The organism is Bradyrhizobium huanghuaihaiense (assembly GCF_007830635.1).
GTDB classification, from domain to species: Bacteria; Pseudomonadota; Alphaproteobacteria; order Rhizobiales; family Xanthobacteraceae; genus Bradyrhizobium; species Bradyrhizobium huanghuaihaiense.
Window position 1 is genome coordinate 36782 of record NZ_VLLA01000018.1, and the last position, 12640, is coordinate 49421.

Here is a 12640-nt window from a genome sequence, read left to right on the forward strand (position 1 = left end):
CGTCTAGAGTTGGGGGATCATTCCTCGCGGTACCAATCGTGCAGATTGTCGGTTTCGTTGGCCCAGCCGCTGATGATCGGCCGCAAATTGTTGGCCGCCGCTTCCACCTTCAACCGATGCTGCACCGGGATGAACACGGTGTCCTGATACATGAGGTCGTTGGCCTTGATGTAGTGCTCCGCGCGCTTGAGCGGATCCATCTCGCTTTCGGCGGCTTCGATCGCTGCGTCGTAGTCCTTGTTGATCCAGCGCGGGAAATTCGTGCCCTGCCACTTGTTCTCCTTGGTGGCGACGTTGGTCGACAGAAAGCGGCGCATATGCTGCGACGGATCGGGCTGGCTCAGCGGGATCTGGAACATCTCGATGTCGGCATAGAATTTCGCATAGGTGTCGGGATTGGCGACGTCCGACGAGAAGAACACCGAGGCCACGACCGACTTCAATTCGACGTCGATGCCGGCCTTCTGACAGGCCTGCTTGACGATAGCCTGCGTCTTCTGGCGCGGACCGTTGATCGAGGTCTGGTACAAGAGCTTCAGCTTCTTGCCGTCCTTCTCGCGGATGCCGTCCGCGCCCGGCTTCCAGCCGGCATCGTCCAGGATCTTCGAAGCCTTCTCGATGCTGAATTCCCACGAAGTGTTCTTGGAGACGAATTTTTCCGGGCCGTTGAGGAAATTGGCCGTGGTGCGGCCGGCACGGCCGTAGATCGCCTTCTTCACCGACTCGCGATCGATCAGCAGCGATAGCGCCTTGCGGACCGCGGGGTCGGAGAACAGCGGATGCTTGGTCTTCATCGACGACTTCTCGCCGTCGACCTCGGTGTTGGGGTCGGTGAAGTTGAGCGCGATGAACTCGGTGTCGCCGCCGACGGCATAGATCGTCTTGCCCTTGCCGCCCTTCTCCAGGCGCAGGAGGACGTCGTCCTCGACCTGGATGTTCCAGCCGAAATCATATTCGCCGGTCTGGATCACGGCGCGCGCAGCCGAAACCGCGTCACCACCGCCCTTCATCTCGACCGTGTCGAAATAAGGCCGGTTCGGCATGTGGTAATCGGGGTTGAGCTGGCCGCGGACGAGATCGCCGGGCTTGAATTCGACGAACTTGTACGGGCCGGTTCCGACCGGCGACAGGTTGGTCGGCGCTTCCCGCGATTTGGACCCCTTGTAGTCGGCGAACAGATGCTTGGGGATGATGGTGTTGGGCGCGCCAACAAAGGCGTCCGCCCAGAACGGCGTTGGCTTCTTGAAGGTGATGCGAACCGTCAGGTCGTCCACTTTCTCGACCGTGATGTCGCGGTAGGTGGCCACGGTAATGGCCGCCGTCGCGGGATCGATGATGTATTCCCAGGTGAAGACAATGTCGTCGGCGGTGAACGGCTTGCCGTCATGCCACTTCACGCCGGGCTTCAGCTTCCACGTCACCGATTTGCCGTCAGCCGCGAGCAGACCGTTCTGGATCGACGGAATTTCGGATGCCAGAACCAGCTTCATGTTGCCATCCGGATCCCAGCAGGCGAGCGGCTCGTAGAACAGGCGCGAGCCGTCCTGGTCCTTGGTGCCGGTGGCGAAGTGCGGGTTGAGCAGGGTCGGGCCCTGCCACCACAGCAGCTTCAGCGCGCCACCGCCGCCACGCTTGGTCGGCTTGTAGGTCGAGGGGCCCTCCGCCATGGCGACACCGCCAAGCGCGAGGATCTGGTTGGCCAGGGGGGCGGTGAGACCGACAGCGGCCATGCGCTTGATGAAGGCGCGGCGATCCATCCGCCCGTCCTTCACCTGACCGATCATCGAACGCAGTTCTTTATCCAGCATGGTTGTCCCCCGTCTGGTTCCCGTATGGATGCAGGCGGCCGCAAGACGCGACCGCCGGGTTTGGCTGGCGGTAGATGGCACACCGATTAGGGGGCACGTCAACTAGGACCGTGTGTATGCAAACGGTCTTCTGGCTGTCCGTTGGGCAAAACCCTGTTCCGCAGCCCAAGCGTTCGGCAATCCGGCGCCAAAATGCGCCGGAAACCGCGCTGCACTGCGGAAAATTTGTTCGCCGGATCAGACGAAGTATCGAGACGGAATTCTACGCCACGGACATATCGAGCGGGGGCGCGACGTGGTCCGGCAGCGGACAAACGTAAGGCGTTTTCGCCGTGCGCTTCTGAAGGTCGGCCTTGGCGGCCTTGATCAGCTCCGGATCCATCAGCGCCTTGATGCCGAGCCCGGCCATCGCCTTGGCCGCCTGCACCATGGCCTTGTGCGCGTGCGGGCTCTTGCCCTGCGCCACCACCTGCCAGGTGTGGAAGGGCGTGCCGATTGCAACCGTCGGTGCATGAACCTGCACGGTCGGCACCACCCAGCTGACGTCGCCCACGTCGGTCGAGCCGACAAGCGGATTGCGCTTGGCATCGAGCGGCACCAGGAAATCGGCCAGTGGCCGATCGGTCGGCTCCATGCCGATCGCGTAGTAGACCGAGGAGATGTCCTTGTCGCTCAGCGTCGCACGGATCTCTGTGGCAAAGCTCTTGTCCGCATCGTCGAAATGCGGCGGTCCGAGCTCTTCCATGACCCGATGCAGCGCCTGCTCCAGCGGCGCGTTCGGCAGGATGTTCGAGACCGCGGAGATGATCTTCATCTCGACCTTGGTCTCGGTCATCAGCGCAGCACCCTGCGCGATCTTGGACACGCGTTCGACCAGCTCGTTCATGCCGGGAAGATCGCGGGCGCGGATCGAGTAGCGCACGCGCGCATGCGCCTGCACCACGTTGGGCGCGATGCCGCCGGTGTCGAGCAGCGCATAATGCACGCGGGCATCGCTCGGCATGTGCTCGCGCATGTAGTTCACGCCGACATTCATCAGTTCCACGGCATCGAGCGCGGAACGGCCGAGATGCGGCGAGGCCGCCGCATGCGAGGTGCGGCCGGTGAAGATGAAGTCGGCGCGGGTGTTCGCGAGCGACGGCGTCACCGCCACTTCCCAGAAGCTGTGCGGATGCCAGGTGATGGCGATGTCGGCGTCCTCGAACGCGCCGAAGCGCACCATGAAGGCCTTTGCCGCGCCGCCTTCTTCGGCCGGGCAGCCGTAATAGCGCACGCGGCCGGGCACCTTGTTCTCGGCAAGCCAGTCCTTCACGGCGGTCGCAGCGAGCAGCGCGGCAGAGCCGAGCAGATTGTGGCCGCAGCCATGGCCATGGCCGCCGGTCTCGACCGGACGGTGTTCCGCAACGCCCGCCTCCTGGCTGAGCCCCGGCAGCGCATCATATTCACCCATGAAGGCGATGACCGGTCCGCCCTCGCCCCATTCGCCCATCAGCGCGGTCGGGATGCCGGCGACGTTCTCGGTGATGCGGAAGCCCTGATGACGCAGCTCGGCGAGATGTTCGGCGGCGGACCGCGCCTCGGTGTAGCACACCTCGGGCGTGCCCCAGACCTTGTCGCTGAGGTCGATGAAACGCGCCTTGATCGTGTCGACGCCACGCCAGATGTCGCTGCGGTTATCCATGCTTCGGTCCGTGATCCCTTGGTCAAACGAAGCGGCAATGGTTAGCAGCTTCATTGCAGCCCGCCTAGCACCTCGCCGGACAGCAGCCATGCGGCCGGTGCCGGATCGCGCCGTTGCCCGCCCGCTGTGCACGAGGTGTTTCCGTGCGTTTCGAAGATTTCATGCGGCGTTCTCCGGAATTGTTGAGCAACGAGGCTTTCAAGACGGCCCTCTCCGGCCTAAATTATACGTGCTTCGCGCGTCGTCCGGCATGAATGGCGGCGCGATGCACTCAGCCAGGAGAACTCCATGCCCGCCCTGACCGAATGGAGAGTGCCGCCGGCCAATCAGCCGCGTGCGAGCGATTACGGATTCGATCTCGACCGCGCGCTCGCTTCCGTCGTCGGCCTGCACGCCATCGTCCCGCCGGACGCATTCAGCGCCGAAACGCTGGGCACCGAACGCGCCGGCAACGGAGTCGTGATCGACGACGGGCTGGTGCTCACCATCGGCTATCTCATCACCGAGGCGGAATCGGTCTGGCTGCACCTCGCCGACGGACGTGTCGTCGAGGGGCATGCCCTCGGTTTCGATTCCGTCACCGGCTTCGGCCTCGTGCAGGCACTCGGTCAGCTCGACGTCGAACCCTTGCCGCTTGGCAACTCGGCCGATACTCGCATCGGCGACCGCGTCGTGGTCGGCGGCGCCGGCGGCCGCACGCGGTCGGTTGCAAGCCAGATCGTGGCCAAGCAGGAATTCGCCGGCTACTGGGAATATCTACTGGATGAAGCCGTCTTCACCTATCCCGCGCATCCGAACTGGGGCGGCACCGGCCTGCTCAATGAGCGCGGCGAGTTGATCGGCATCGGCTCGCTCCAGCTCGAGCGAGAACGCGACGGCAAGGCCGAGCACGTCAACATGATCGTGCCGATCGACCTCTTGAAGCCGATCCTGGAGGACTTGCGCAAATTCGGCCGCGTCAACAAGCCGTCGCGGCCCTGGCTCGGGCTCTACTCGACCGAGATCGACAACCGCGTGGTGGTGATCGGGATCTCCGCCAACGGCCCGGCCGCACGCGCCGAACTCAAGACCGGCGACGTCATCCTCGCCGTGGACGGCGACAAGGTCACGAGCCAGACCGCCTTCTACAGGAAGATGTGGGCTCTCGGCGCCGCCGGCGTCGACGTGCCGCTGACCATCCATCACGAGGGCGTCACCTTCGACGTCACGGTGACCTCGACCGATCGCTTCAGGCTGTTGAAGGCGCCGAAGCTGCACTGACCCCAAGCCAGGAACGCCGCCAAGGGAAGCTGCAATGAGCGAGGCCGTGATCGACGACATCGTGGCCGTTCTGCCGCCGCTGCTCAATGCGCTTGAAGCGCTCGGCTTCTTCCAGCGGCACTTGCACCCGCCGGCCTTCGCCTCGGTGATGAACGCGATCGGCGCGCCGGACGAGGCGCTGCAGGCATCGCACGCCGCGATTGGAGAATGGCCGGAGCAATTCGCCGGGCTGCGCGAACGACTTGATCGCGCCTGCGGCGAGACGCTCGCCGCCTTTGCCGGCATCCGCGATGTCGAGCGCGGCAATGGCGATCTCGTCGCCGTGTTTCGCGCACTGCGCCACGCGCCGCGCGCGCTGGAGGCGCTCTATCCGCTGGCGGCCCAGTTTCCGCCCGTGAGCAGCTTCTTTCTCAATGCCGCCAATCGCGAGAATGGCGATCTGCTCTCACGGCTGGAAGTCGGCGCAGGCGAACACACCGGCATCTTCCACGACCACAACGAGCCCGGCAGCCGCGGTGGCTTCTCGGTCTATGTCCCCGAATACTACACGCCCGATCGCGCCATGCCGCTGGTGATGGCGCTGCATGGCGGCAGCGGCAACGGCCGCGGCTTTCTCTGGAGCTGGCTGCGCGACGCACGCAGTCTCGGCGCGATCCTGCTGGCACCGACTGCAACCGGACCAACCTGGGCACTGATGGGCGACGATTCCGACACGCCGAACCTGATGCGCATCCTCGAGACCGTCCGCAGCCGCTGGACCATCGACGTCTCGCGCATGCTGCTGACCGGCATGAGCGACGGCGGCACCTTCTGCTACGTCACCGGCCTCGACGGCGCCTCGCCCTTCACGCATCTCGCGCCGGTCTCGGCGACCTTCCATCCGCTGATGGTGGAGATGGCGGATGCCGAGCGCATGCGGGGCCTGCCCATCTTCATCACCCACGGCAAGCTGGACTGGATGTTTCCGGTGCAGACCGCGCGGCAGACCCAGGCTGCGCTCTCCGCCGCCGGCGCCGACGTCAGCTACCGCGAGATCGACGACCTCAGCCACACCTATCCGCGCGAGATCAACGCGGAGCTGCTGGCGTGGCTGAACGGAGAATGAACAACCTCTCCTTAGATGCGCCGCATGGCCGCGGAACCATCGTGGCCGTGCCGACGTTATCGGCGCGACACCGGAGGCTCGCTATGAGGACTTTTTTCGGAATGATTTTGGGCGCGCTGCTGCTTGCGGGCGGCGTCTATGTCTATGACTCCATGCAGACCTCGTCGGTCGCCAATGGCGAGGTCGCAACCACCAATCGCACCATCGTGAACTGGGATGTCGCGAAGGCCGATTGGGATGCGCTGCGCGATCGCGCGCACAAGGACTGGGTCCGCATCTCGTCGAAGTAACGTCGCGGTATCATGAACAAGGCGCCGTCGCGGGTCCGCGGCGGCGCCTTTGTGTTGGGCGACGATCAACGTTGCGTGCGTCAGTTCATCTTGGCTTTGCGGGCGTCGGCGATCACCTGCTCGAACTCGGTCATGCTGAGCACGCCGGGCACGCGGTACTTGCCGACGATGAAGGACGGGGTGCCGCGGAAACCAAAAGCCTCAGCCTGCTCGTTGTTGCGCTTGAGGATGGCGTCGATGTCCTTGGCGTGATCGGTGAGATCGCGCTTCAACCGGTCCATGTCGACGCCGGCGGCCGCGAGCAGCTCGTTGATGCGCGGCTCGGTCAGGCGCGAAGAGACGCCCATCATGGCGTCGTGGGCCTGGTGGTACTTGTCCTGGAATTTGGCCGCGAGCGCGATCCGTGCCGCCGTGACCGAGACCGGCCCCAGGATCGGCCAGTCCTTCATCACCAGCCTCACCTTGCCGTCATCCTGAACGACCTGGCGCAGCTCGGGCTCGAGCTTGCGGCAATAGGGACAATTGTAGTCGGACCATTCGACGATGGTGATGTTGCCGTCGGGATTGCCGGCGACCGGCGTGTCGGGATCGCGCAGCACCTTGGTTTCTGTCAGCACCTCGTCATCGTCGGTGGCTGCCAGCGCAGAGGTGATGCCGCCCGCCGCAAGCGCGCCCGCCCCGATCAGCGTCAGCGCCGCGCGTCGGGTCCGCACCATGCGGTTCTTATTTCCAGATCCAGTCATATCTCGTCCCGTTTCGGTCCCATCTTCGGCAAATACGGCTTGGGACCGGGAATTGTTACCGACCATATAGAGTGTCGCGGCAGCGATGTCATCGCACCAGCAGCGTGACGGCCAAGGGGACCAGGAACGAGGTCACCAAAGCGTTCAGGCTCATGGCGATGCCGGAGAAGACGCCGGCGATCTCGTCGACCTGGAACGCGCGCGCCGTCCCGATGCCGTGCGCGGCAAGGCCCGCGGCAAAGCCGCGAGCCCGGTAATCGGTGATGCCGGTGCGGTTCATCAGCGGCGTCACGATGATCGCGCCCATGATGCCGGTGAGGATCACCGCGACCGCCGCCAGCGAAGGATCGGCGTGCAGGGATTCGGCGATGCCCATGGCGACGCCGGCGGTGACGGATTTCGGCGCCAGCGACAGCACGACATCGCGCGGCAGTCCAGCGACTTCGGCCAGCAGCACCACCGACACCACCGCCGTGACCGAGCCTGAGATCAGCGCCACCAGCATCGGCACGATGGATGAAACCACGCGCTTGCGGTTCTCGTAGAGCGGCACGGCCAGCGCGACGGTCGCGGGTCCAAGCAGGAAATGCACGAACTGCGCGCCGGCGAAATAGGTCGTGTAGGAGGTGCCGGTCAGGAGCAGGAACGCGCCGATGATCCACGTCGCATGCAGCACGGGATTGGCGAGCGGATGGCGCCGCGTCGCCAGCGACACCGCATCCGTGCTCGCATAGACCAGCAGGGTCACGGTCAGCCATAGCAGCGGGGACTGCGAGAGGTAGACCCAGAGCGAGAACGGGTTGTCCTTCATCGCGCGTCCTGTTGCCGCAACAATCGGCTGACGAGGCGGAAGGTCAGCACAGTCGCGAGCAGCGTGACGACCACGGACAGCGCGAGCACGACGACGATGGCGATACCGTGAGACGCGAGGAGATCGAGCTCCTGCACGACACCGACGCCGGCCGGCACGAAGAGCAGCGAGAGATGGACCAGAAGGCCCTTGCTCGCCGTCTCGATGCCGCCATCGCGCAGCGGCCCGCGCGCAAGCAGCGCAAAGCGGTCGCGGGCGAGCAGCACGATCAGGAGCAGAAGAAGTCCGAGCACGGGCCCCGGCAATGGCAGGCCGAGGCCGCGCACGACGGCTTCGCCGATCAACTGGCAGAGCAGGATGAGGCCGAGACTTGCAAGCATGGCGTTCGCATCAAGGGATGCGCCGCCAGGCTTGTCAATCGCCGCTATGCGCGCGACGCGCGCACCTCATGCGAACTCGCAGGGCGAGGCAGCATCGCCATCAGTGTCCCGGTCATCGTGGCGATCAGCGTGGTCTTGCCGTCATGCTCGGCGAAGGCCTTTGCCTCGCAGAAGGTGAGCGTACGGCCGGGCTTGACCACCTCGGCCTTGAAGACGAAACGCTCGCCCCGGGCGGGTGCGAGCAGCGTGGTCTTGAATTCGACGGTGAGGATATCGGCCTCCGGTGGCATCAAGGTGTAGGCGGCAACGCCGCAGGCGTTGTCGAGCCCGGCCGTGATGATGCCGGCATGGATAAAGCCGTTCTGCTGTGTGAAGGCCGGCGCATGCAGCATCGCCAGTTCGACCTCGCCCGGCGCGAGACGGACGATCACGATGCCGAGCGTGCGCATGGCCGGCTGGCCGTCGAACATGGCGATGGCCGCAGCACGATAGCCCGGGTTTTTCGGCTCGAACGCGGTCATGGCTCACACCTCGGCCGGTTCGACGAGATGCCGCGAGGCCGCTTCGCGGATGGCATCGGCGAACGGCGCGGACTTGCGGAGCTGACGGTCCATATGCACGCCCGTGATCTCGCACGTCGCGGCGATCTCCCCGGTCTCGGCATTCCGCATGTCGTGCCGGAAGCGGATCGCCTTGTCGCGGACCTCGAGCAGGTGGCTGTGAATCTCGACGATGTCGCCGGCGAGCAGCTCGCACTTGTAGGCGATGTTCTGCTGGACCGCGGCCATGCCGCGCCCGGAGCTGCGCAGGTAACTCGGCGTCAGCCCGAGACGGGCGAACAGATTCCAGTTGGCCTCGTCGAACTTGCCGACATACCACATGATGTTCATGTGGCCGACATGGTCGCATTGCCACGGATAAACCGTGCCGCGATAGGTCGCCTCCCGCTCCATCGCAATTTTCTCCCTGCCCGTTCCGTTCTTTGTTGTTGATACGGTAGCGTATCAGGGCTCCGGCGCGTTAGCAATACGGCACCGTATCAAGAACCGGTGAGGCTTCCTTCATGAGTGACGGCAAGGGCGATGTCTGGGTCGAGGCGGGGTTCGCCGAGCTCGCCCGCACGGGGGTCGAGGGTGTCAGGGTCGAGGTGCTCGCCAAGAATCTCGGCGTCACCAAGGGTGGCTTCTACCGCCGTTTCGCCGACCGCGCCGCGCTGCTCGAGACCATGCTGGAACGCTGGCGCGAGGGACGCGCGGCGTCGATCGCGCAGCAGACGAGCCTCGACGGCGAGGCGCCCCGCGAACGGCTGAAGGCGATGATCCAGCTCTATTCCGAGCGGCTCAATCCGGAAGGCATGGCGATCGAGCTCGCGATCCGGCAATGGGCCCGCTCGGACGAGAACGCCGCGGCCGCGGTCGCGAGCGTGGATGCCGCGCGGCTCAAGCACGTTGCCGAGCTCTATCGCGCGACCGGCTTAGAGGCCGAGGCGGCCGAGGCGCAGGCCTTCCTGTTCTATTGCTTCATCTTCGGCCAGAGCCTGCTGTTCGTCGAGCGCGGCCCGCGCAAGCGTTCGCAGCTCGTGGCGAAATCGGCCGAGAAGCTGTTGGACTAGACGATCGGGTCGAACGAAAATGGCCGGAGCTTTGCTCCGGCCATCGCATCCCGTTCCGTTGAAGCTCAGGCGGCGCCCTTCAGCTTCTTGGTGCATTCGCTGTAATAGCCGCCGCCTTTCTGGATCCACTTCAAGCCGCCATTGCCGTTGGTGGTCTTGTTGGCATTGTACTGGTCGACGCAGGTGTGCAGGCGCGCCTTGCCGGCGGGCTCCTTGGCGTATTTCGGATCGACCGCGTTCGGGTAGATCGCGGGGCCGGCCGGCAGCGTCGGCACGGCAGCGGGAGCCGCCTCCTTCTTGGCCTGCTTCGGTTCGGCCGGAGCGGCAGGCGCGGCCGGAGCAGCCGCGGTCGGCGCAGCGGCCGGCGTCGCATCGGCCCCACACTGGGCCTTGCGGAAGTCGTTCCACTTCATGGTGCCGAGCGAGCCGTCCTTCTTGGCGGCCTGATATTTCGCGCTGCACTCCTGCGAGGTCAGCGCCTGCGCCGGCGCGGCGGCCATCAATGCCACGACACCTGACGCCACAATCGCACACAGCAATTTTGTCTGATTGGTCATCCCTGATCTCCTCCTTGGTCTTCCCTTGATCTTCCCTTGATCTTCCCTTTGGGGGAAGCGAAACGAGGATTGCTATCCTAGCGTGCCGCCGGCTCGCGACAAGGAAGCGATGGCTTTCGCCGCAAAAATATAGTGATCGCACCGTTGAAATCATTCATGTCGCGTTCAGCATCGCGAGCCGACGTTCCAGCCCTCCGCAATTCTCGCAAGAAGAGTGCAACATCATGACCCTCGCCTCTCGCCTCGCCGCCGCCGCCCTCGTCTCCCTGCTCGCCTCGGGCGCCGCCTTCGCGCAGGCCACCGCGCCGGCCGCCAAGACCGATACCGCTGCCACCGCCGACAAGAAGGCGGCGCCGAAGGAGCGTTCGGCCGAGTCGCTCGAATGCTCCAAGCAGGCGGATGCCAAGGCCCTGAAGGGCAAGGAGCGCAAGAAATTCCGCCGCGAGTGCATGAAGGAAGCCAAGGCCGGCACTGCCGCCCCTGCCGCTGACAAGAAGTAAACCCGTCCCAATACGGTTTGTGAGCGTCAGTGAGAGGCGTCGCGCATTGCGGCATGACGTAGCCGCAATTGTGCGCCTTTCGCTGATTTGCGATAAGGTGGCGTGAAGCAAATCACCGCCTCCCTGCCGTTCGAATGGCCGAGCCGTGCCAAGATCCTGAGCACGGTGGAAACGCTTGCCATCGGCACGGCCGGCGGCCTGGTGTTTCTCTTCGCCAACCTTCCCGGCGGGTTGATCTCGGGCTCGATGATCGCGGTCGGGATCGCCGCGATCGCCGGCCGCCAGCTGACGCTGCCGCCGATCCTGACCCAGACCGTGCTCGTGCTGCTCGGCATCTCGCTGGGCTCGGTCGTCTCGCGCCATCTGATCCAGCAGGTCAGCGCCTATCCCCTCACGATCGGGCTGCTCGCGCTCGCCACCTTCTGCTCGACCTTCGGCTCGAGCTATTACCTCCAGCGCATCCATGGCTGGGACCGCACCTCGGCCTTCCTCGCCGGCAGTCCCGGCGCGCTGTCGCAGATCACGATCTTGGCCGTCGAGCGGGGCGCCGACCTGCCGGGCATCGCGGTGGTGCAGACCATGCGCGTCATCATCCTCACCGCCGCCCTGCCGATGGTACTGGCACTCGCGGGCGTGGCGCCTTCGGCCGCGCCGTCGCTGGCGACGACGATCGCCTCGCCGCTCGGCCTCCTGGCGCTGGTCGCGGCCTCCCTGGCTGCGGCGCTCCTGCTGCGGCTGGTCAAGTTTCCGGCGAGCTGGATGTTCGGCGCGATGATCGGCTCCAGCGTGCTGCATGGCGCGGGCTGGGTCGAGGGCGGCCTGCCGGATTGGGGGCGCGGCATGGCGCTGGTCGGCATCGGCGCGCTGATCGGCAGCCGCTTTGCGCGGATGCGGATCAAGACGCTGGCCGGCCACATCAATGCGGCGCTGGGCTCGTTTGCCGTGGCCATCGCCGTCTCCGCGATCTTCGTCGGCATCGTCGCGCTCACCACGCAGGTGAAGTTCTCCGACGTCGTCGTCGCCTTCGCGCCGGGGGCCATGGACGCGATGCTGGCGCTGGCGCTGACGCTGCATATCGACCCGATCTTCGTCGGCGCCCATCACCTGTCGCGTTTCGTGTTCGTGACGATCGCAACGCCGGGCATCGTGCACCTGTTCGGGCGCACGCAGGACGATGTGGACGACTAGCTAGCTCTCCTCATCCCGAGCTCTCGTAGGGTGGGCAAAGCGAAGCGTGCCCACCAGCTATGCCCGCTTCGCCGTCCGCACAAATCCCCAGGCGGCGATCGCGGCCATCAGGAGCGAGATCAGCACGTTGTAGCCGGCGAGCGAGAGGCCGAGGAAGCGCCACTGCACCTCGTCGCAGCGGACCACCTTGACCGTGTCGAGCTTCGACAGCAGATCAGCGGCGCTGCCGAGATTGACGACGGGACCGGAGCAATCGGTCGGGCCCTTCCAGAAGCCCCATTCGACGCCGGAGTGGTAGGTGCCGAGGCCGGCATTGGCGAGGGTCGCCAGCGCGAGGATCGCAAGCCCTGCAAGCAGCAGCGGCCGCGGCGCGCCGGCGCGTGCCGCAAGCGCCGTGAGAGCGCCGACCGGGATCGCCAGATAGTAAGCGTAGCGCTGCTCCAGGCACAGCGGACAGGGCACGATTTCCAGCACGAGCTGGAAGAACCAGGCGCCTGCGATCGTGGCCGCCGCGATCAGGGTGACCGCAAGCGAGGCGGCCAGCGCGGGGCTCGTGGCCGCCGGCTTGAACGCGGGTATTGCGGCACTCTGGGTCGTCACGGCAGCCTCTTTCCGATCGGTCGCGCTTCCATGCCTCTAGCCCCCGCCCAAGCGGCTGTCGAGAACGGCCGGGATCACTTTGGCGCGGGTTGACCCCGCCTTGCC

15 protein-coding genes are annotated in these 12640 nt (G+C 65.4%); 6 read left to right on the plus strand and 9 right to left on the minus strand.

Annotated features, from left to right (window positions below; all coding sequences use genetic code 11):
- Positions 1-17 precede the first annotated feature (17 nt).
- Positions 18-1808: a peptide ABC transporter substrate-binding protein gene (locus IQ16_RS29610; protein ID WP_018646497.1), complete on the minus strand. Its 1791-nt coding sequence runs from the start codon at positions 1806-1808 to the stop codon at positions 18-20.
- Positions 1809-2070: 262 nt separating this feature from the next.
- Positions 2071-3489, minus strand: a complete 1419-nt coding sequence (locus IQ16_RS29615; RefSeq protein ID WP_026312540.1) for a M20 family metallopeptidase — start codon at positions 3487-3489, stop codon at positions 2071-2073.
- A gap of 288 nt (positions 3490-3777) precedes the next feature.
- Here IQ16_RS29615 and IQ16_RS29620 point away from each other — a divergent pair, with 288 nt between their 5' ends.
- The 3 genes from IQ16_RS29620 to IQ16_RS29630 all read left to right on the plus strand — a co-directional run bounded on the left by IQ16_RS29620 (position 3778) and on the right by IQ16_RS29630 (position 6144).
- Positions 3778-4749: a S1C family serine protease gene (locus IQ16_RS29620; protein ID WP_018646495.1), complete on the plus strand. Its 972-nt coding sequence runs from the start codon at positions 3778-3780 to the stop codon at positions 4747-4749.
- A 34-nt stretch (positions 4750-4783) separates the two neighbouring features.
- Positions 4784-5854: a carboxylesterase family protein gene (locus tag IQ16_RS29625; RefSeq protein WP_018646494.1), complete on the plus strand. Its 1071-nt coding sequence runs from the start codon at positions 4784-4786 to the stop codon at positions 5852-5854.
- Between the two features lie 83 nt (positions 5855-5937).
- The gene (locus IQ16_RS29630; protein WP_026312539.1) at positions 5938-6144 is read left to right on the plus strand and encodes a hypothetical protein; all 207 of its coding nucleotides are present in this window, start codon (positions 5938-5940) and stop codon (positions 6142-6144) included.
- Positions 6145-6224: 80 nt separating this feature from the next.
- Here the strand turns inward: IQ16_RS29630 and IQ16_RS29635 are convergent, their stop codons facing one another.
- From IQ16_RS29635 to IQ16_RS29655, 5 genes are all read right to left on the minus strand, one after another.
- The gene (locus IQ16_RS29635) at positions 6225-6887 is read right to left on the minus strand and encodes a DsbA family protein (RefSeq protein ID WP_026312538.1); all 663 of its coding nucleotides are present in this window, start codon (positions 6885-6887) and stop codon (positions 6225-6227) included.
- An 88-nt stretch (positions 6888-6975) separates the two neighbouring features.
- Positions 6976-7698 carry an LrgB family protein gene (locus IQ16_RS29640; protein WP_018646491.1) on the minus strand — a complete coding sequence of 241 codons (723 nt, stop codon included), beginning with the start codon at positions 7696-7698 and terminating at the stop codon, positions 6976-6978.
- Positions 7695-8078, minus strand: coding sequence for a CidA/LrgA family protein (locus IQ16_RS29645; protein WP_018646490.1), 384 nt, complete (start codon positions 8076-8078; stop codon positions 7695-7697). The genes IQ16_RS29640 and IQ16_RS29645 overlap by 4 nt, the downstream gene beginning before the upstream one ends.
- Positions 8079-8122: 44 nt before the next feature.
- Positions 8123-8599: a PaaI family thioesterase gene (locus IQ16_RS29650; RefSeq protein ID WP_018646489.1), complete on the minus strand. Its 477-nt coding sequence runs from the start codon at positions 8597-8599 to the stop codon at positions 8123-8125.
- A gap of 3 nt (positions 8600-8602) precedes the next feature.
- Complete coding sequence (locus tag IQ16_RS29655; RefSeq protein ID WP_018646488.1) at positions 8603-9031, minus strand: acyl-CoA thioesterase; 429 nt, start codon at positions 9029-9031, stop codon at positions 8603-8605.
- Positions 9032-9141: 110 nt separating this feature from the next.
- Between IQ16_RS29655 and IQ16_RS29660 the strand changes: the two genes are divergently transcribed.
- The gene (locus tag IQ16_RS29660) at positions 9142-9690 is read left to right on the plus strand and encodes a TetR/AcrR family transcriptional regulator (RefSeq protein WP_018646487.1); all 549 of its coding nucleotides are present in this window, start codon (positions 9142-9144) and stop codon (positions 9688-9690) included.
- A gap of 65 nt (positions 9691-9755) precedes the next feature.
- Here IQ16_RS29660 and IQ16_RS29665 read toward each other — a convergent pair whose 3' ends face one another.
- Positions 9756-10247 (minus strand): hypothetical protein, encoded by a 492-nt coding sequence (locus IQ16_RS29665; RefSeq protein WP_018646486.1) that lies wholly within the window; start codon positions 10245-10247, stop codon positions 9756-9758.
- Between the two features lie 224 nt (positions 10248-10471).
- Between IQ16_RS29665 and IQ16_RS45860 the strand changes: the two genes are divergently transcribed.
- Both IQ16_RS45860 and IQ16_RS29675 read left to right on the plus strand, forming a co-directional pair.
- Positions 10472-10747: a PsiF family protein gene (locus IQ16_RS45860; protein ID WP_018646485.1), complete on the plus strand. Its 276-nt coding sequence runs from the start codon at positions 10472-10474 to the stop codon at positions 10745-10747.
- A gap of 102 nt (positions 10748-10849) precedes the next feature.
- The gene (locus IQ16_RS29675; protein WP_018646484.1) at positions 10850-11935 is read left to right on the plus strand and encodes an AbrB family transcriptional regulator; all 1086 of its coding nucleotides are present in this window, start codon (positions 10850-10852) and stop codon (positions 11933-11935) included.
- Between the two features lie 57 nt (positions 11936-11992).
- Here the strand turns inward: IQ16_RS29675 and IQ16_RS29680 are convergent, their stop codons facing one another.
- Positions 11993-12535, minus strand: a complete 543-nt coding sequence (locus tag IQ16_RS29680; RefSeq protein WP_018646483.1) for a disulfide bond formation protein B — start codon at positions 12533-12535, stop codon at positions 11993-11995.
- Between the last annotated feature and the right edge of the window lie 105 nt (positions 12536-12640).

Coding starts and splice junctions, on each gene's coding strand:
- IQ16_RS29610 (WP_018646497.1), bottom strand. CDS start 1,808: ATGCTGGATAAAGAACTGCGTTCGATGATCGGTCAGGTGAAGGACGGG.
- IQ16_RS29615 (WP_026312540.1), bottom strand. CDS start 3,489: ATGGATAACCGCAGCGACATCTGGCGTGGCGTCGACACGATCAAGGCG.
- IQ16_RS29620 (WP_018646495.1), top strand. CDS start 3,778: ATGCCCGCCCTGACCGAATGGAGAGTGCCGCCGGCCAATCAGCCGCGT.
- IQ16_RS29625 (WP_018646494.1), top strand. CDS start 4,784: ATGAGCGAGGCCGTGATCGACGACATCGTGGCCGTTCTGCCGCCGCTG.
- IQ16_RS29630 (WP_026312539.1), top strand. CDS start 5,938: ATGAGGACTTTTTTCGGAATGATTTTGGGCGCGCTGCTGCTTGCGGGC.
- IQ16_RS29635 (WP_026312538.1), bottom strand. CDS start 6,887: ATGACTGGATCTGGAAATAAGAACCGCATGGTGCGGACCCGACGCGCG.
- IQ16_RS29640 (WP_018646491.1), bottom strand. CDS start 7,698: ATGAAGGACAACCCGTTCTCGCTCTGGGTCTACCTCTCGCAGTCCCCG.
- IQ16_RS29645 (WP_018646490.1), bottom strand. CDS start 8,078: ATGCTTGCAAGTCTCGGCCTCATCCTGCTCTGCCAGTTGATCGGCGAA.
- IQ16_RS29650 (WP_018646489.1), bottom strand. CDS start 8,599: ATGACCGCGTTCGAGCCGAAAAACCCGGGCTATCGTGCTGCGGCCATC.
- IQ16_RS29655 (WP_018646488.1), bottom strand. CDS start 9,031: ATGGAGCGGGAGGCGACCTATCGCGGCACGGTTTATCCGTGGCAATGC.
- IQ16_RS29660 (WP_018646487.1), top strand. CDS start 9,142: ATGAGTGACGGCAAGGGCGATGTCTGGGTCGAGGCGGGGTTCGCCGAG.
- IQ16_RS29665 (WP_018646486.1), bottom strand. CDS start 10,247: ATGACCAATCAGACAAAATTGCTGTGTGCGATTGTGGCGTCAGGTGTC.
- IQ16_RS45860 (WP_018646485.1), top strand. CDS start 10,472: ATGACCCTCGCCTCTCGCCTCGCCGCCGCCGCCCTCGTCTCCCTGCTC.